Annotated in this window: 18 protein-coding genes; 9 read left to right on the forward strand and 9 right to left on the reverse strand. The window is 73.2% G+C overall.

The window, feature by feature from the left end; genetic code table 11:
• Positions 1–142: 142 nt before the first annotated feature.
• Positions 143–892, reverse strand: coding sequence for a fused MFS/spermidine synthase (locus AAG827_RS07960; RefSeq protein ID WP_341925365.1), 750 nt, complete (start codon positions 890–892; stop codon positions 143–145).
• Positions 893–1,063: 171 nt separating this feature from the next.
• Between AAG827_RS07960 and AAG827_RS07965 the strand changes: the two genes are divergently transcribed.
• On the forward strand, positions 1,064–1,498 hold the full coding sequence (locus AAG827_RS07965; protein ID WP_341925366.1) for an SRPBCC family protein: 435 nt from the start codon (positions 1,064–1,066) through the stop codon (positions 1,496–1,498).
• Between the two features lie 45 nt (positions 1,499–1,543).
• Here the strand turns inward: AAG827_RS07965 and AAG827_RS07970 are convergent, their stop codons facing one another.
• Both AAG827_RS07970 and AAG827_RS07975 read right to left on the reverse strand, forming a co-directional pair.
• Entirely contained in the window at positions 1,544–3,097 is a 1,554-nt protein-coding gene (locus tag AAG827_RS07970; protein WP_341925367.1) for a hypothetical protein, read from the reverse strand.
• 72 nt (positions 3,098–3,169) lie between these two features.
• Positions 3,170–3,592: a hypothetical protein gene (locus AAG827_RS07975; RefSeq protein ID WP_341925368.1), complete on the reverse strand. Its 423-nt coding sequence runs from the start codon at positions 3,590–3,592 to the stop codon at positions 3,170–3,172.
• A gap of 115 nt (positions 3,593–3,707) precedes the next feature.
• Here AAG827_RS07975 and AAG827_RS07980 point away from each other — a divergent pair, with 115 nt between their 5' ends.
• The 4 genes from AAG827_RS07980 to AAG827_RS07995 all read left to right on the forward strand — a co-directional run bounded on the left by AAG827_RS07980 (position 3,708) and on the right by AAG827_RS07995 (position 7,151).
• On the forward strand, positions 3,708–4,898 hold the full coding sequence (locus AAG827_RS07980; protein WP_341925369.1) for an ATP-binding protein: 1,191 nt from the start codon (positions 3,708–3,710) through the stop codon (positions 4,896–4,898).
• 127 nt (positions 4,899–5,025) lie between these two features.
• Entirely contained in the window at positions 5,026–5,340 is a 315-nt protein-coding gene (locus tag AAG827_RS07985) for a hypothetical protein (protein ID WP_341925370.1), read from the forward strand.
• A gap of 32 nt (positions 5,341–5,372) precedes the next feature.
• The gene (locus AAG827_RS07990) at positions 5,373–5,804 is read left to right on the forward strand and encodes a VOC family protein (protein ID WP_341925371.1); all 432 of its coding nucleotides are present in this window, start codon (positions 5,373–5,375) and stop codon (positions 5,802–5,804) included.
• Positions 5,805–5,903: 99 nt separating this feature from the next.
• Positions 5,904–7,151, forward strand: a complete 1,248-nt coding sequence (locus tag AAG827_RS07995) for an acyl-CoA dehydrogenase family protein (RefSeq protein WP_341925373.1) — start codon at positions 5,904–5,906, stop codon at positions 7,149–7,151.
• Positions 7,152–7,239: 88 nt separating this feature from the next.
• Here the strand turns inward: AAG827_RS07995 and AAG827_RS08000 are convergent, their stop codons facing one another.
• On the reverse strand, positions 7,240–7,884 hold the full coding sequence (locus AAG827_RS08000) for a hypothetical protein (protein WP_341925374.1): 645 nt from the start codon (positions 7,882–7,884) through the stop codon (positions 7,240–7,242).
• Between the two features lie 42 nt (positions 7,885–7,926).
• Entirely contained in the window at positions 7,927–8,658 is a 732-nt protein-coding gene (locus AAG827_RS08005) for an SDR family NAD(P)-dependent oxidoreductase (protein ID WP_341925375.1), read from the reverse strand.
• A 61-nt stretch (positions 8,659–8,719) separates the two neighbouring features.
• Between AAG827_RS08005 and AAG827_RS08010 the strand changes: the two genes are divergently transcribed.
• Positions 8,720–9,736 carry a hypothetical protein gene (locus AAG827_RS08010; RefSeq protein WP_341925376.1) on the forward strand — a complete coding sequence of 339 codons (1,017 nt, stop codon included), beginning with the start codon at positions 8,720–8,722 and terminating at the stop codon, positions 9,734–9,736.
• Here AAG827_RS08010 and AAG827_RS08015 read toward each other — a convergent pair.
• Positions 9,700–10,587, reverse strand: coding sequence for a pseudouridine synthase (locus AAG827_RS08015; RefSeq protein ID WP_341925412.1), 888 nt, complete (start codon positions 10,585–10,587; stop codon positions 9,700–9,702). The genes AAG827_RS08010 and AAG827_RS08015 overlap by 37 nt on opposite strands.
• A 196-nt stretch (positions 10,588–10,783) precedes the next feature.
• On the opposite strand from AAG827_RS08015, the gene AAG827_RS08020 reads away from it, so the two are divergent.
• Together AAG827_RS08020 and AAG827_RS08025 are read left to right on the forward strand one after the other, a co-directional pair.
• Positions 10,784–11,932, forward strand: coding sequence for a CDP-glycerol glycerophosphotransferase family protein (locus tag AAG827_RS08020; RefSeq protein WP_341925377.1), 1,149 nt, complete (start codon positions 10,784–10,786; stop codon positions 11,930–11,932).
• A gap of 17 nt (positions 11,933–11,949) precedes the next feature.
• Complete coding sequence (locus AAG827_RS08025) at positions 11,950–12,828, forward strand: helix-turn-helix domain-containing protein (protein WP_341925378.1); 879 nt, start codon at positions 11,950–11,952, stop codon at positions 12,826–12,828.
• Positions 12,829–12,856: 28 nt separating this feature from the next.
• On the opposite strand, the gene bluB is transcribed toward AAG827_RS08025, so the two are convergent.
• From bluB to AAG827_RS08040, 3 genes are read right to left on the reverse strand one after another with little or no spacing between them, the layout of a single operon-like run.
• Positions 12,857–14,590, reverse strand: a complete 1,734-nt coding sequence (bluB, locus tag AAG827_RS08030) for a 5,6-dimethylbenzimidazole synthase (RefSeq protein WP_341925379.1) — start codon at positions 14,588–14,590, stop codon at positions 12,857–12,859.
• Between the two features lie 45 nt (positions 14,591–14,635).
• On the reverse strand, positions 14,636–15,397 hold the full coding sequence (locus AAG827_RS08035) for a hypothetical protein (protein ID WP_341925380.1): 762 nt from the start codon (positions 15,395–15,397) through the stop codon (positions 14,636–14,638).
• Positions 15,348–16,016: a SatD family protein gene (locus AAG827_RS08040; RefSeq protein WP_341925381.1), complete on the reverse strand. Its 669-nt coding sequence runs from the start codon at positions 16,014–16,016 to the stop codon at positions 15,348–15,350. The genes AAG827_RS08035 and AAG827_RS08040 overlap by 50 nt, the downstream gene beginning before the upstream one ends.
• Positions 16,017–16,305: 289 nt before the next feature.
• Between AAG827_RS08040 and AAG827_RS08045 the strand changes: the two genes are divergently transcribed.
• Positions 16,306–17,019: a hypothetical protein gene (locus AAG827_RS08045; RefSeq protein WP_341925382.1), complete on the forward strand. Its 714-nt coding sequence runs from the start codon at positions 16,306–16,308 to the stop codon at positions 17,017–17,019.
• Positions 17,020–17,070: the final 51 nt, after the last annotated feature.

Consider the following 17,070-nt stretch of genomic DNA (forward strand, 5'->3'; position numbering starts at 1 on the left):
TCGACCGGTCCGGCACCGTCCCCCGCGGGGGACGTGACCGGAGTCACGCTTTCAGCGCGAGGCGGACGTGTCGAGGTCGCCGAGGACGGCCTCCGCGGCGGCGGCCACGACGGTCGCGACGTCGGCGACGGGTGGGCGCCGCTCACCCCGTCAGGACCGTGCCGCCGCCGAAGGAGTCGCTCACCTGCGCCGCGTCCAGCACCTTGTACGGCGCCGGCGAGCGCGCCGCCTGTGCGCGCAGCGCTGCGACCGGCACCGATGCGCGGGAAGCCAGCACGAGCAGGTTGCCGTCGCGCCGCCCGCGCAGGGTCGCGGGCTCGGCGCCGAGGGCGACGTCGGAGAAGACGGCGCGCAGGCCGGCCACCACGCGGCGGGTGTGCGCGAAGGGTGCCCGATCGGAGAGGTTGAGGAGGTAGAGACCCTCCGGCGCCAGCGCCCGCGCGACCTCCTCGAAGTGCGCGACGGTGACCAGGGACGCCGGCACCCGCCCCTCGTCGTAGGCGTCGAGGACGAGCAGGTCCGCCTGCCCGTCACGCAGCGCCGCCACGCCTGAGGCCCCGTCGACGGGACGCACCTTGATGCCGCTGCGACGTGGCAGTGGCAGCTCGTCGCGCACCAGCTCGGTGACCTCGGTGTCGGGCTCCAGCACGACCTGCGCCGAGGTGGGCCGGGTCGCTGCGACGTAGCGCGCCAGGGTCATCGCGGCCCCGCCGACGTGCACCACCCGCATCGGGACGCCGGCCGGGGCGACGGCGTCGACCATGTCCCCCATGCGGCGCACGTAGTCGAACGCGAGGTAGGTCGGGTCGTCGAGGTCGACGTGCGACTGGTCGCGACCGTCGTGGCTGAGCACGAAGGCACGAGGTCGCTCCGTCGACGCGATCTCCCACATGGGCGTCAATCTCGCACGCCGGTGACGAGCCTTCGCGGCGAGGTCGTCCGAGCGGGCGGGTTTGCGGATGTCGGTGACGGGTCACCGGACCGGACCGGCCCCGACCGCCGACCAGTTCCCGACCTGACCACCTGCCCGACCACCTGCACGTCCAACCTGAGGAGACACCCCATGCCGAGCGTCGAGCGCACCGTCACGACCGACCAGCCGATCGAGAAGGTCTGGGCCTACCTGTCCGACTTCACCACCACCGAGCAGTGGGACCCGCCCACCGTCACGACCACCCGCACGGCCGGCGACGGCGGCGTGGGCACGACGTACACGAACGTCTCGAAGTTCCTCGGCAACGAGAGCGAGGTCCACTACGTCGTCACCGAGCACGTGCCGCTCGAGCGGCTCCAGCTCAAGGGCGACGCCGGGGACTCGCTGAGCCTGCTCGACACGATCACCTTCGCCCGCGAGGGCTCGGGCACGGCGGTGACCTACCACGCGGAGTTCGAGCCGCACGGCGCCGCCAAGCTCGCTGAGCCGCTGATGCCGCTCGGGCTCAAGGTCCTCGCCGACAAGGTCGCCAAGAGCATGCAGGAGCACCTCGACGCGCTCTGAGCGCGGCGCGCTGCTGCCGGCCGACCGGGGCAGCGCGAAGACCGGTCAGCCGCCGTCGACCACCCGCAGCAGACCGCCGACGACGCCGACGTACGCCGTGCCGTCGGGCCCGAGGCTCACCGGCGCGTAGTTGTTGTTGTGGCCCAGGTTGCTGCCGGCGTAGCGCGACCAGACCTCGCGCCCGGTCCGCGCGTCGATCGCGGTGAAGAAGAAGGCGTCGGGGGCGATCTCGCCCGGGATGGCCCCCGTCATCGGGACCTCGTCGGCCGCCGGGTGCGTGTAGGTGTAGATCAGCCCCGAGCCGCGGCTGAGCTTGCTGACCAGGCTCGGCACCCGCACGCGGGAGTTGCTCCACGCCACCCGGCAACCGCCGTCGCGGTAGTCGACCGCGACCTTGACCATCCCCGGCACCGTGTCGGCGGAGCGGCCCGACGGCACCTCGGGGAGCGGTCCGGTATAGCCGTAGTTGTTCTCCACGACCAGACCGCCCGGCACGGAGATCAGGCTGTTCTCGGTGTTGCCGCGCCCGGCGGGGAAGACCGGCTGTCGGCACACGGGGCGCCGTCCGGGGCCTGCCTCGCCCCGGCGGTAGACCAGGACGTGCATCCGGGGATCGGCGTTGTCGGTGATCGCGATCGACCCACCACCCGGTGAGTCGGCGCGACCGATCAGGGTCGGGGTCGTGCCGCTGCCGCGGCTGACCTGGCCGGGCTTGAGGCGGCTGCCCCGGTCGTAGACCTGTCGCCAGGTCACCTGGGGCTTCCCGCGTCGTACGTCGAAGCGGTAGAGCGCGTGCGTCGACACGACGAACACGCCTCCCGACTCGTCCATCGCGAAGCTGTTGGCGATCGTCTCGGGGCGCGGGAGCCGCAGGTGGCGCACCTCGCCGCCCCGCGTCACGAAGCCGACGACCCCTGAGACGGTGACGAACCACAGCCGGCCCGACCAGTCCGGAAGCGCACTCTGGATGCCCGAGCCGTCCACGACCCGGCTCAGGTCGACGTCGCGCACCACGCGGAAGGTGTCACCGGCCCGGGCCAGCGTCAGGACGTGGCCGGTGAAGGTCGACACGACCGCGCGGTCACGGTGGTCGAGGTAGAAGTAGCCCCCGCCGGAGAAGCTGCTGAAGGAGAAGCTGCCGACCTCGCGCGGCGGCAGCTCGTAGGACGCCAGCGTCGACAGGTCGTCGGGGTCGATCATCCGCAGGCTGGCGCCCGTCGGCGAGACGCACACGGTGACGATGCGCCCCTGCCGGTCAAAGGTCACCGACGCGCACTCGCCGCCCACCAGCGTGGTCGAGACCTGCAGGTCCCGGCCCAGCGGCCCGGCGACGTCGTAGGAGTCGGACTGGTAGCCGTCGTTGTGGATGTTGCTGCCCCCGTTGGCGGCCATGAAGGGGTTCTGCGGCAGCGGCTGGGGCGCGAAGGGACGAGCGGTCGCAGCCTCGCCGGTGAACGGCACCACCAGCGCGTCACGCGGGTCCGAGGGGATCGGCACGGCCGGGGTCGCGGCCCAGGCCGTGAGGGACGCGGTCAGGGAGCCGGACAGGACCAGGGCGGCGGTGACGGCGACGAGTCGTCGGAGCGGGGGTGGGAGCACGGGACCACAACGACGCCGTCCGTGCTCAGGTCACGGCCGGCCCCTCGCAGATGCCCCCTCACAGATGCCCCGTCACAGGTGGTCGGGCACGATCAGCGCATCGGGGTCCTGCCGCACCGGCATCCCGGCCACCGCCACCCGGGTGAGCTCGACGGCGGTGGCGAGCACCCGACCACGCCGCTTGGCCGGCAGGGCGTCCCACGCCCCGGGCTTGCGGTGCTCCATCACGTCACGGCTGGCCGACTCCGCCGCCGTGGCCAGCTCCGCGTCGGTGAACTCCGGCCGCGCCCCCACCGTGGGGCGCTCGGGCAGCGCGGTCAGGACCGGCAGCACGACCTCGCCGGCGCTCACCTTGAGCCGCCACCTCCTCATCCGGTCCAGCGCGTCGTAGGCCGTGTCGGCGTCACCCCGCCGCCACGGCGGGCGGGTGGCGGCGTGCAACCGTCGGGCCACCGCGTCGACGGCCACCGTCATCTCGTGCTCGGTGAACCTCATAGGGACCATGGTCCCAAACCATTTAGTCACAACGGGCCAGGGAGGTCCCGTCCATCGGGTGATGCCTCATCTGCCCGACCGGAGGATGGTGGTCGGCAGGTGAGGAGCCGCGGTCATGAAAGATGACGAAGCACAGCTGATCCACGACATGCGCAACACCGCCCTGGTCCTGCGCGGCGCAGCGCAGCAGCTGCACGAGCACGACGCGTCGCTGCCGCCTGCCATGCGCGCCAACCTGACGGCCATGCTGGTCCGGCGCAGCGACATGCTGGTGCGGCTGCTGGCCGACCTGACGACCAGCCACCAGGTGGAGCGCGACGACCTCGCGCTGTCCCTGCAGCCGGTCCACCTCGCGGCCCTGTGCCGCGAGGTCCTGCAGGAGGGCGACCGACCCGTCGGCACCCAGCTCGTCCTGGACCTCCACGACGACGCCGTGGTGCTCGCCGACCCGCTGCGCGTGACCCAGGTCCTCGACAACCTGGTCACCAACGCCTTGCGCTACGGCGGCGCCCAGGTGCGGGTCAGCGCGACCCGCGCCGGCAGCGTGGTCCACCTGGCTGTCAGCGACGACGGCCCCGGCGTGCCCGACGACCTCGTCGACACCCTCTTCGACGCCTACGTCCGCGGTGCGTCCTCCCCCGGTCTGGGCGGCAGCGGGCTGGGCCTGATGATCGCCCGCAAGCTCTGCGAGGCCATGGGTGGCAGCGTGTCCTACGCCCACGACGGCGGCGCCAGGTTCACCGCCACGTTCGCGGCCCTGCCCACCTCCGACGCGCCCGTGAGCGGCCGCGACGTCGCCCACGCCGGCCACTCGGTCGCCTTCTGGACCGCGACCGACCGGATGGCGCGCGACCTCATGACCTACGTCGCCCACGGCCTGGTCGCCGGCGAGGCGGTCGTCGTCGCGGCGACCGCCGCCCACCACGACCTGCTCCACGAGGCGCTGACGGGTCTCGGGATCGACCCGCACGGGGCGATCGCCGCCGGGCAGTACGTCGCGCTCGACGCCGACGAGCTGCACCACGACCTCGCCCCTGACGACCACATCGACCCCCAGCGCTTCGCGACCCGGATCGCGGGTCCCGTCACCGCGGTGGCCCGTCGCTGGCAGACCGTGCGCGTCTACGGCGAGATCGTCGACCTCTACTCGCGCCGCGGCGACGACCACCTCGCCCTGGAGCTCGAGGCGTGCTGGAACGAGCTGCGCCGCGACATCTCGTTCCCCCTGCTCTGCGCCTACGAGCTGGCCCCCGACGAGGTCGTCCCGTCCTTCTGCGACTGCCACGACGCGGTCGTCGCGATCTGAGGTCGCCGCGACCGCAGGGCTGACATCCCTCAGTTCCCGGCCTCGTGCGCCGATGTTCATCATGACGTGGAGGCCACGACATCCACGTCACTCACGATGACGACGACGTCGAGCCGAGGAGCGGACCATGGACCCCCACCCCCTGACCGTCAGCACGACGGTCTCCTTCCGCACCCACGACACGTGGGCGTCCACCGACACCACCCTCACCGGTGTGCTCAGCGACGGACGCGAGGTCCAGGTGGTGACGCACAACGACCACACCGTCGGACCCGGCGAGCGCGTCACCGCCCACCGCGCCTGGCTCGAGGGCACGCTGCTCGTCACGCCCGGCCGGGCCGCTCCCCCGCGCCTCGTGGTCCCGCTCGACGAGCTCACCGAGCGGGCGCTGGCCGAGACCGTACGACGGTGGCTGCTGCGCGACGTACGTCTCACCGCCTGAGTGACGCATCACCGAGCGGGTACCGGACCGGCATGGCACTCATCGAATCCCAGGGCTACGCCCACGTCCGCCTGACCGTGACCGACATCGAGCGCTCCAAGGCGTTCTACGACACCGTCTTCGGCTGGCCCGCCGCGATCGACGCCTCCGCGCACGTCGACGAGCCCGGGGTGACCGAGTCCCCCGAGCAGTTCTACGGCGGCGTCATCTACCAGACCCCGCAGGGCACCCTCTTCGGCCTGCGCCCCGTCGGCTCGCAGAGCTTCGACTCGAGCAGCACCGGTCTCGACCACGTCAGCTTCCAAGTCGACGGCCTCGAGGCGCTGAAGCAGGCGCTGACCAACCTCGACGAGGCCGGCATCCCGCACGGCGAGCTCAACGTCATGGAGGACGCGGGGCTGGCGATCCTCTCCTTCCAGGACCCCGACGACATCAACCTGGAGCTGACCGCCGCGCTCGGCTGAACCGGCGCACGCCCGGGCCGCCCGCCTTGCGGGCCGCCGGGGCAGCAGGGATAGTGCAGGGGTGCCCGAGTGATCGCTCGGCCCTAGTTCAGGAGATCCGTGACCGACCTGCGCGACCACACCATCCCCGCCCCGTCCGCCCGTGCGCAGGAGCTGCGCCTGGCCATGGAGGGCTTCATGCGTGACCGGGTGCTGCCCGCCGAGGCGGAGTACGCCGCCCACCGTGCCGCGAGCGGTCCGCACGGGCACGACGTCCCGCCGGTCATCGAGCGGCTCAAGGCGGAGGCGCGCGAGCTCGGCCTGTGGAACCTCTTCCTGCCCTCGGAGTCCGGGCTCACCCAGCTCGAGTACGCCCCGATCGCCGAGCTCTCCGGCTGGAGCAACGACCTGGGACCCGAGGCGATCAACTGCCAGGCTCCCGACACCGGCAACATGGAGCTGCTGCACCTGCTCGGCACCGACGAGCAGAAGGCCACCTGGCTCGAGCCGCTGCTCGCCGGCGAGATCCGCTCCGCCTTCGCGATGACCGAGCCCGACGTCGCCAGCAGCGACGCGACCAACATCGCGACGCGCATCGTCCGCGACGGCGACGACTACGTGATCAACGGACGCAAGTGGTGGACCAGCGGCGCCATGGACCCACGCTGCTCGGTCCTTATCGTGATGGGCAAGACCGACCCCGAGGCCGCCACGCACCGCCAGCAGTCGATGGTGATCGTGCCCCGTGACACCCCCGGTGTGACGGTCGTGCGCGACCTGCCGGTCTTCGGCCACCACGACCAGCACGGCCATGCGCTGGTCACCTTCGAGGACGTGCGGGTCCCTGTCACGAACGTCATCGGCGAGGAGGGGGGTGGCTTCGCGGCCGCCCAGGCCCGGCTCGGCCCGGGTCGCATCCACCACTGCATGCGGGCCCTCGGTGCGGCCGAGCGGGCGCTCGCGCTGCTGGTCGAGCGGGCCGAGTCGCGCATCGCCTTCGGGGCGCCGCTCGCCGACCAGGGCGTCGTACGCCAGCAGATCGCGGAGTCCCGTCTGGAGATCGAGCAGGCCCGGCTGCTGTGCTACCGCGCCTGCCAGGTCATCGACACCGAGGGCAACAAGGCCGCCAAGGACCTCGTCGCCATGGCCAAGGTCGCCGTCCCCCGCGCTGCCACCAACGTCATCGACCGCGCCATCCAGGTGCATGGCGGCGCCGGCATCACCGACGTCACCCCGCTGGCCGCGATGTATGCCTGGCACCGCGCCATGCGGCTCTTCGACGGCCCCGACGAGGTGCACCTGCGCTCGATCGCGCGCTCCGAGCTCGGTCGTACGCCGGTGCTGCCGCCCGGCGCCGTCGTCGTCTGACGCTGCCAGCGCGGGACGTCATGCGAAGCGTGGAGGCGACTCCACCCCCGGATGACGTCACGGGCTCGGCCACCAGGAGCCCGGCGGCTCAGGGCCGAGCGGTCACCCGCTCGGCCAGCCGCACCGCCGCGTGCTGCACCAGGGCGGCGTCGTCGGTGTCGCGCGCAGCCTGCTCCGGCACCAGGCCGCCGAGCAGCGCGGCGGGCTGCGTCAGCCAGGCCCAGGCGCGCCAGGGGTCCATGCCGGCCGCCAGCAGCGGTCCCAGCACGGGTGCGAGCTCGGGCCGCGGCTCGCCCGACTCGTCGAGCTGGAAGGCGGGGACGACCGTGCGGAGGTCGGTGGCGAGCACCAGCAGCCGGTGGTCGGTGCCGGCCTTGTGCACGGCGAAGCGGGTCGCGTTGACCGATGCCCCGCGCACCTGCGCGAGCTCCTCGTAGCCGAACCACGCGCTGCCCAGCAGCTCCTCGCGCAGCCTGGCCTGTCGCGCCATGAGCACCAGGGCGACCGGCACGGCGTGCTCGGGCTCGGCGCCCTGCTCGTGCAGCAGCCGGTCGAGCTCCTCGAGCTGGTCGGCCGCGAGCGGTGACCCGGTGAGCGGGTCGGTCCACAGCGCGCGACCACCCTCGTCGCGCTCGAAGGTCGGCAGCCCGGCCGCGGCGAGCTGACCGGTGAGGTCGAGGTCCTCCAGCCAGGAGGCCAGGCGCTCCCCGAGCGGTGCGTCGTCGGCGGTCATGGGTCCAGCCTGCCGCACCCACCGGACCACGCCGGCACTGCCTCAGCAGGCGGTGCCGCGGTCGACCGACAGCACGGCGCCGGTGACGGAGGCCGCGGCGTCGGAGGCGAGGTAGGCCACCGCGTCGGCGATGTCGCTGGGCGGCATGAAGCCGTAGCGCGCCCCGGCGGTCTCCATCAGCAGCCCCCAGTCGAGGTCGCTGTCGGGGTGCTCAGCCGCGGCGTTGGTCGGCAGGTCGGTCTGGACCCCGCCGGGGCAGACCGTGTTGACCCGGATGCCGTCGGCGGCGAGCTCCAGCGCGAGCGACTTCATCAGCAGGACCACGCCGCCCTTGGAGGCGCAGTAGGCCGCCTGGTAGGGCTGGGCCCGCAGCCCCGCGATCGAGGCGATGGTGACGATGTTGCCCCGCGACTCCCGCAGATGCGGGAGCGCTGCGTGGCTGACCAGCATGGGCCCGGTGAGGTTGACGCCGAGGTGGCGCTGCCAGGTGGCGACGTCGAGGTCCTCGAACCGGCGGAACTGGTCGATGCCGGCGACGTTGACCACCACGTCGAGCCCGCCCAGCCGCTCGGCCGCCGCAGCGACGGCGGCCCGCACCGACGACTCGTCGCTGACGTCGCAGGCCAGCACCGTCGCGCCCGACTCGTCGCTGGGCGCCAGGTCGAGCCCGACCACCGCGGCCCCCTCCGCCGCCAGCAGCTCGACCGTCGCGCGGCCGACACCGCCCGACGCCCCGGTCACGAGGACCCGCTTGCCGTCGAACCGTCCACCCATGACCAACCTCCACAAACTAGAACACGATCTAGTTCTGCAGTCTGGCACTAAGTTCTCCCTCGTGCCCACACCGACCCTCGCACAGCAGCTCCTCGACGCCCAGGTGCGCTTCCACCTCGACCGGCTCACCGGCGAGGACCTCGGTCCGACGGTCGCGACCATCGCCGACAGCCTGCTCGACGCCGCCGGCACCCACCAGCTGGCCGACCTGGTGGACCTCGAGGCGGTCAAGGACATCGTCACGCGCTCGCTCGCGAGCGTCCCGAGCAGCGCCGCGGTCAGCGCCATCGTCGAGCTCGCCGTCCAGGTGGTCCACGACGGACCCGACCAGGCCTACCCGCTCGGCGACGTCGTCGACCGCGACCAGGTCGAGGCGCTCCTCGACGAGCTGCTCGCGCTGAGCCCGGTGCTGGAGCGCGGTCTCGAGCGGCTCACCGCCAGCCCGCTGGTCGGCACGACGGCCTCGCGCTTCATGGGACGCGTCGTCGCCGAGGTGCTGCAGGCCAACAAGGCCGTCGCCGACAAGGTGCCCGGCCTCGGCTCCCTGATGTCCTTCGGCACCAGCGCCGCCAGCAAGATGGTCGGCGCCGCCGACAAGCAGCTCGAGGGCCTCATCGGTGACACGGTCGGCAAGGGCGGGACCTTCGCCGTACGACGTCTCAACCGCATCATCATCGAGACCCTCCAGGACCCGACCACCCGCGAGGCCGTGCTGCAGGTGTGGGACCTGGTCGCCCAGGAGCCGGTGTCCGGTCTCGGCGAGCACGTGAGCACCGACGAGATGTCGGGGGTCGTCGACGCCGTGCACGACCTGGCGATCAGCACCCTGGCGCACGAGCGGGTCGCTCGGCTCTCCGATGCGGTCGTGGAGGCGTTCTTCGAGCGCTTCGGCGGCTACACCCCCACCGAGCTGCTCGCCGAGCTCGACCTCGAGCGCGCCGACCTGGTCGCCGACCTGGTCCGGATCGCTCCGGGCGTCGTCGGGGCCCTCGAGGAGTCCGGCGACCTCGAGCGGCTGCTGCGCGAGCAGGTGGCGCCGTTCTACGACTCCCCCGAGGTCGCCGCGCTGCTCGGGTGAGCGGCGCCGCCCTCCGCCACCAGGGGCAGCCGTCGGTCGCTGACGAAGTGTCGTGGGGTCCCGTCGACGGGGTCGGTGAAGGACAGCTCGGCGGCCAGCAGCTGCAGCGGCCGGCTGAAGTCGTCGATCGAGGTCTCGCGCACGACGGGGTAGAGCGGGTCGCCCACGATCGGGATCCCGAGACCGTGCAGGTGCAGGCGCAGCTGGTGGGTGCGACCGGTGCGCGGCGTGAGCCGGTAGACCGCCAGGTCCTGCTCGCCGGGCCCGTCCCCCGGGACCCGCGACTCGACCTCGACCAGGGTCTCGGCGTTGACAGGAGCACCCGGCACCACCTCGGCCTGCCACACTCCGCGCTGCTTGCGGAGGTGGTCGCGGACGGTGCGCGGCAGGTCGAGGTCGGCGCGCCACGGTGCGAGCGCGCGGTAGGTCTTGCGGACCGTCCCGTGCTCGAACATCACCTGGTAGGCCCCGCGCCAGCGCTTCTCGGTCGCGAGGAGCAGCAGCCCGGAGGTGATGCGGTCGAGCCGGTGGAGGGGCGAGAGCTCCGGCAGCCCGAGCTCGTCACGCAGCCGCACCACGACGCTCTGCTGCACGTGCTGCCCGCGCGGGATCGTGGAGAGGAAGGCGGGCTTGTCGACGACCAGGATCCGCTCGTCGCGGTGCACGACCCGGATCTCCCCCGGCACCACCACCTCCTCGCGCAGGTCCCGGTGGAACCAGACGAAGGTGTGGGGCTGGTAGGGATCGTCGTCCGCCACGGGCCGCAGGTCGTCGTAGACGAAGCGCCCGTCGCCGAGCATCGCGTCCAGGTCGGTGCGCCCGCCCACCTTGTCGCGCAGCCAACCCCCCATCGTCGACCAGGTCGCAGGGGTCCCGCCGGGCCGCACCCGGTCCGGCGTACGCACCCAGGCGGCGCTCAGCCCGTGGCGCGGCGGCAGCGGGGAGCGAGGGGGCACGACGCCAGGCTAGGGGCCCACCGACGAGGGCCGTCAGGTCCCACCCACCCGGGCGAGGCGGCGACTCACGCTCCCGGCGTAGAATTCTCAAGTGCACGAAGTCTCGGTCATCGCCTACTTCGCCGACGACCCCACGCGGACCTACCAGCTGGTCCAGTGGCTCCCCGTCCTCGAGGTGCTCCACGCTGCCCACCCGGTCGGGATCGTCGTCCGCGACCCAGGGTCCGCGGCCGTCATCCGGGCCCGCACGACGCTGCCCGTCTTCGAGGCGCCGTCGTTCCCCGAGCTGACCGACCTCTACGCGCGCCTCGACGCCAAGGTCGTCCTCTACTGCAACAACTCGATCCTCAACTTCCAGTCGCTCATCGACGCCCGCCTCCTGCACGTGCACATCAACCACGGTGAGAGCGACAAGCAGTCCATGGCGAGCAACAACGCCAAGGCCTACGACCGCGTCTTCGTCGCCGGCAAGGCCGCCGTCGAGCGTCACGTGGCCGGTCTCATGGAGTTCGACACCACCCGCCTGGTCCGCATCGGGCGCCCCCAGCTCGACCTCCGCCCGTCGCCCCTGCTCGCGCCGAGCACCCGGCGCACGGTCCTCTACGCCCCCACGTGGGAGGGCGACGCCGACTACAACGACTACACCTCCCTGGACACGCGCGGCGTCGACCTCGTGCGCGCGATCCTCGACGTCCCCGACGTCCGGCTGGTCTACAAGCCCCACCCCAAGGTCGTCACCAGCACCACGCCCGCCGTGGCGGCCGCGCACCTCGACATCCTCGCGCTGGTGGGTGATGCCGCGCACCGCGATCCCGACGCCGGGCACGTGGCGGTCACCGTCGGCGACATCCTGGCGATCATCCCCGACTGCGACGCCATGGTCACCGACGTGTCGTCCGTGGGGCTCGACTGGCTCTACCTGCGCACCGACAAGCCGATCTTCATCACCGACCGGCACCACGACGCCGACCGGCTGCGCCGCGACGTGCCGGTGAGCCGCTGCGCCGACGTCGTCGACGAGCAGGACCTGGCCTCGCTCACGGCGCTCGTCGCCGCCCGGCTCGACCACGACGAGCACCACCTCGCCCGGGTGGCGATGCGGCACCACTACTTCGACGACCTCCAGGTCGGCGACAGCACCGTACGGTTCCTCGACTCCGTCTCCGCGCTGGTCGCGCGGCGCGACCGACTCCTCGGCGCCACGACGACCGACGACGGGAGCGACGCCATCACCGCCTGACCCGCGATGATGGCGTCATGACCTCGACTCCCACCGCCGCCCACCGGGCCGCCCTGGGGCGTGGGCTGCGAGACGTGCGCGCCGAGCGGGGACTCACCCTGCGCGACCTCGCGGACCTGCTCGAGGTCAGCCCCGCCACGCTGAGCGCCATCGAGAACGGCCGGACCGGGGTCACCACCGACCGGGTGCAGCGCCTCGCCGCCGTCCTCGACGTGAGCGTCGACCGGCTCTTCGGCCAGGCGGCCGGGTCCGGTGCTGAGGCCCCGAGCCTGCCGGTGCCGAGCAGCGAGCCGCGTCACTGGCGGACCTTCGCCCCGCTGCTCCTCGACCCCGCCCTGGACGGAGCGCTGCTGTCGTTCGTCGACCTGGGCTACCACGGCGCCCCGATGCGCACGATCGCCGAGCGGGCCAACCTCTCCGTGCCCGGTCTCTACCACTACTACGCCAGCAAGCAGGAGATGCTCGTCGCCCTCCTCGACCTGACGATGTCCGACCTGGGGGCACGGTGCGAGGCGGCGCGCAGCGAGGGCTCCGATCCCGTCGAGCGCTTCGCCCTGGTCGTGGAGTGCCTCGCGCTCTACCACACGCACCGCCGCGAGCTGGGCCTCGTGGGTGCCTCGGAGATGCGCAGCCTGGAGCCCGAGGCGCGGGAGCGGTTGACCGGCCTGCGGCGCGACGTGCAGCACCTCGTCGACGCCGACGTCGACGCGGCCGTGGAGGCCGGGTTGTTCCTGACGACGCAGCCGCACGAGGCGGCCCGCGCGGTCGTGACGATGTGCACCGCACTGGCTCAGTGGTTCCGGGCCGACGGACCCGAGCCGGCCGAGCACGTCGCGCGTCAGTACGTCGACTTCGCGCTCGACCTGGTGCGGTGGGTGGGGCGCACCCCGAGCTGAGGCCCGCTCAGCGCTCGGCGCTCAGCGCTCAGCGCTCGGCGGGGGCGGTGGTGCGACCCGTGCGACGTCGTACGTCGATCGCGGTGAGCAGCAGGCCCGCCGCCAGGGTGGCGCCCACTCCCTCGCCCGCGCGCAGCCGGAGGTCGAGCAGGGGCTCGAGCCCCAGGTGCTCGAGCACCGGCGCGTGCGCGCGCTCCCGGCTGCGCTGGCCGGCGACGAGGTAGGCCGCGGCGCCGGGCTCGAGCTCGACGGCGACCAGGCCGGCGACGCTCGTGGCCAGCCCATCGAGGACGGTGACGGCGCCGTGGGCGGCTGCGCCGAGCACCGCACCGGCGAGGAGGCAGGTCTCGGGGCCGCCGAGCGCGGCCAGCGCCGCGGTGGCGTCGAGGCGGCGGGTGCCGGCGTGCTGGTCCCGTGCGCGGGCGAGGGCCTGGTCGACGACCCAGGTCTTGCGGTCGAGGATCGCGGAGTCGGAGCCGGCGCCCAGCCCGACGACCTCGGTCGCGGGCAGGTCCAGCAGGGCCGCGGTCAGGGCGGCCGCGACCGTGGTGTTGCCGATGCCGGCCTCACCCAGCGCGAGCACGGTGTGGTCCCGGGCGAGCTCGGCACCGAGGCGACGCCCGTGCTCGAGGAGCTCCTCGACCCGGGCGTGGCTGAGGGCGTCGGTGTGCACCAGGTCGCCCGTGGAGGTGCCGGCGTCGACCGCCCGGAAGGCCAGTCCGGTCGAGCGCGCGGTGGCGGCCCCGATCGACTCCCCGGCCAGGCTGGCGGCCAGCACCTCGTCGGTGACGTCGTCGGCGAAGGCCGAGACGCCGAGCGCGGTGACCGGGTGGCGGCCGACCGCCAGGAGCAGCGCACCGGTGGGGTCGTGGTCCTGGTCGCCACCGGGGGCGCGGTGTCGCAGCACGGCCTCGACCCGGTCGACGTAGCGGTCCAGCACCCCCAGCGACCCCGGCGGGGTGAGCAGCGCGTCGGCCTCGTCGCGCACCCCCACGACCTCGCCCCGGTCGGGGGCGCGGAGGTGGGAGACCGGCGGTGCGGAGGCGTCCTCGCTCCAGCGCTCGGCCAGCACGACCTCGCTCAGCGGCCGCTTGTGCGACCAGCCCGCGCGCTGCAGGCCGGGCGCGGGCGGCCGCTCGTCGGGCCAGCCGAGGCACAGCCACCCGAGGGTCACGACGCCCTCCGGCAGCCCGAGCAGGTCCTCGAGCTCCACCGGGTCGAAGAGCGTCACCCAACCGACCCCGAGGCCCTCGGCGCGGGCTGCCAACCAGAGGTTCTGGATCGCGGTCGCGCAGGACCAGAGGTCGGAGTCGGGGAAGGTGGCGCGGCCCAGCACCCCGGCCGCGGGCGTGCGCCGGTCGCAGGCCACCACGACTCCCAGGGGCGCCTCCCGGATGCCCTCGAGCTGGAGGTCGAGGAGGCGTCGCGCGGCGTCGGGGTCCAGCCCCCGCGCCTGGCGCAGCCGGTGCTCGTCGGCCATCCGCGCGGCCCGCTCGCGGGTCTCGGGGCGGGAGACGACGATGAAGCGCCACGGCTGGCTGTGGCCCACCGACGGTGCGGCGTGCGCCGCCGACAGCACCCGCTCCAGCACCTCGGGGCCGACCGCGTCGGGTCGGAAGCGACGGATGTCGCGACGGGCGGCGAGCACCTCGTAGAACGCCCCGCGCGCCTCGTCGGGGAACGCCCAGGCAGCGACGTCGGCAGCCCTCTCGGCTGCCGTCGTGCGGTCGCCGATGAGGGGCACCGGCCGCTTCCAGGTCACGGTCGGCGAGTCTAGGGCGGTCCTCCTCGCGGTCCGGGGCTGGGATCAGGCGAGGTGGATCAGCGCGGCGCCGCCGAGGGCGAGCAGCCAGCTGGCGAAGCTGCCGATGAGGAAGTATTCGGTCACGTCGCTGGGCCCGTCCGCCGGCAGCGTCTGCTGCTGGGCGCGTTGCAGCTCGGGGAAGCGGAGCAGCCCCTTGGCGGCGACCACGATCGCGGCGGCGGTGAGCTCGCCCAGGGCACCGAGGCCGACGATGAAGATCCGCTCCATGGGGCCTAGCACGCGACCGCCCTTGAGCTGCTTCTCGTTGGTCGTGGCCGGCACCCCGACGGCGTCGAGCAGGAGCCGCACCACGATGTTGGCCGTCACCAGCTGGGCGGCCACGACACCGAGCGCGACCACGAGGTCGGAGGCCGGCCACCGGGAGGCGATCGTGCGGTCGACGAAGCCGGGCCAGGTCAGCGGGTCGTCGATGAGCTGGACCCCGAGCGTCGCCGCCACCGCTCCGGTGGCGAGCGCGGCGAAGGCCGCCGCCCGGGCCAGGTCACGCTCACGAGCGCTGCGCCGCGGGTCAAGAGCCGCGGTGGAGGCAGCCAGCCAGGCGGCCACGAGGACGCCGAGCAGGACGAGGAGCAGCAGCCCCCGGGCGAGGCCGGGCTCGAGCAGGACCAGGCCCAGCAGCAGCACGGCGGCCGCGGCACCCAGGCAGCCACCGAGCCGGCGCAGCGTGACGACGTCGTGGGAGGCGCGCAGGAGGTCACCGACCCCGATCGCGGCCAGCCACAGGCCCACCAGCACCAGGCTCACGTGAGTCCTCCTCGAGATCGGCGGCGAAGCTGCGATGAGCATCGCGCACGGCACCGACACCCCGGGCGAACTGCTGGCTGACCGCCGACTTGCTGATCCCCTCGGCCGCCGCGATCTCGGTCTGGCTGGCCCCGGCCAGGGCCGACGCGAGCAGTCGCCAGCCCCGGTCACCGAGCCGGTCGACCAGGGCGTCGCGCGTGAGCAGGAAGGCGTTGACACGGCCGGCGTCGGGTCCGACGTACCAGGTCCGCTGCGCGGCGCGGCGCGGCGCGCCCAGCACGTCGAGGGCGTCGCGCGCGGCCCACCAGCCCGGACCGTCCTGGAGCAGGGGGCGTCGCTCCTGGCCGTGCACCGTCACCTCGCCGTGGCCGAGGCCGCAGCGCACGTCGGCGTCGGGCAGCAGCGCCAGTCGGACCAGCAGCGCGGCCAGGGCTGCGTCCGCGATGGTGGTGAAGGCACCCTGGAACTCGTCACCGACGGTCGTCTCGAGCACCTGCGCCGGGGAGAGCAACGCGGAGACCTCGTCCAGCACCTCGGCGAGCCGCACCTGGAAACCGGCCCGGTCGGCGATCGCACGGGAGCCGACGACGTCGCCGATCAAGGGATGAAGGAGGGGCACTAGTTCAGGATATACCTGAACTATCGCAAAGTTAAGCGTTCGCCCGGTCGTCCTCGGCCGCCCCAGACCGGTGTGGGGACCTCGCGGCACCACCGTTCCCGTCTCCGTAGACGGGAACGATGACCCACGCGCACGAGGAGATGGTGATCCGGCCTCGAGGACGGTCACCCCCACGACGTGACACCCCACAGTGACACGTATCCGACCCCTTGGGAACCTCGGACTGTCAAGGGGTGAACTGCTGCATTCGCCTGAGAGCGCCTTCAGGAAGCTGTGGGACCTTGACGTCGTGGTGACCCGGGTCGATGCAGCCGTGCTGTGGTCGCGCGCGCTCGTGGTCGCCTCGGTGTTCTTCTTCCTCGGTGTCGCAGGCCATGTGACAGCCGACGGCCGGCTCCCGGGCCTGCCGGTGCTGATCGCGTTCTTCGCCGTCTCGGTCCTCCTGAGCGTGCCGATGCTGACCCGCCCGGCCTCGACCGCCCGTGTCGTGGCCGTCGTGAGCGTCGGCCAGACGCTGCTCCACGTCCTGCTGGGTGCCACCGCCGGTCACGTCGGTGACGTCGCGCGCGCAGCAACGACCGACCTCGGCAGGACCGGCCGTGGCACGACGGTCCCAGGCGCGACCGGTTCCCTGCCGATGGTCGACGGACGTCGTCTGGGCTCGCTCCAGGACGCCTACGCGCCGGTCGCCGGTGTGGACGCGCCGAGACCGGTCCTGCCCGTCGGGCACCTCCTCGACGATGTCCAGGCCAACGCGCCGATGATGGCCGCGCACCTCGCCGTCGCCGTGCTCGTCGGGCTCTGGCTCGCCCGCGGCGAGCGTGCCCTGTGGACCCTGGTGGCACTGGCCGGCCGGCAAGTCGTGCCGGAGGTGGTCGTCCACCACCCGGTCGGCCTCCCCGCCAGGGTCGTCCCGCTCCCCGCGCACCGGCTGCCGGTCCGCACGACCGACCACCTCGCGTCGCCGCGCAGCCGGCGCGGGCCACCGCTCCTCGCGGCCTGACCTCGTCACCCACCCCTTGCCCGCGCCCCGTCCATCCCGACGCTCGCGCGG

This window comes from Nocardioides psychrotolerans, assembly GCF_943371775.1.
Lineage (GTDB): Bacteria > Actinomycetota > Actinomycetes > Propionibacteriales > Nocardioidaceae > Nocardioides > Nocardioides psychrotolerans_A.

Coding starts and splice junctions, on each gene's coding strand:
- AAG827_RS07965 (WP_341925366.1), top strand. CDS start 1,064: ATGCCGAGCGTCGAGCGCACCGTCACGACCGACCAGCCGATCGAGAAG.
- AAG827_RS08000 (WP_341925374.1), bottom strand. CDS start 7,884: ATGACCGCCGACGACGCACCGCTCGGGGAGCGCCTGGCCTCCTGGCTG.
- AAG827_RS08005 (WP_341925375.1), bottom strand. CDS start 8,658: ATGGGTGGACGGTTCGACGGCAAGCGGGTCCTCGTGACCGGGGCGTCG.
- AAG827_RS07960 (WP_341925365.1), bottom strand. CDS start 892: ATGTGGGAGATCGCGTCGACGGAGCGACCTCGTGCCTTCGTGCTCAGC.
- AAG827_RS07980 (WP_341925369.1), top strand. CDS start 3,708: ATGAAAGATGACGAAGCACAGCTGATCCACGACATGCGCAACACCGCC.
- AAG827_RS07990 (WP_341925371.1), top strand. CDS start 5,373: ATGGCACTCATCGAATCCCAGGGCTACGCCCACGTCCGCCTGACCGTG.
- AAG827_RS07975 (WP_341925368.1), bottom strand. CDS start 3,592: ATGAGGTTCACCGAGCACGAGATGACGGTGGCCGTCGACGCGGTGGCC.
- AAG827_RS07985 (WP_341925370.1), top strand. CDS start 5,026: ATGGACCCCCACCCCCTGACCGTCAGCACGACGGTCTCCTTCCGCACC.
- AAG827_RS08015 (WP_341925412.1), bottom strand. CDS start 10,587: ATGGGGGGTTGGCTGCGCGACAAGGTGGGCGGGCGCACCGACCTGGAC.
- AAG827_RS08025 (WP_341925378.1), top strand. CDS start 11,950: ATGACCTCGACTCCCACCGCCGCCCACCGGGCCGCCCTGGGGCGTGGG.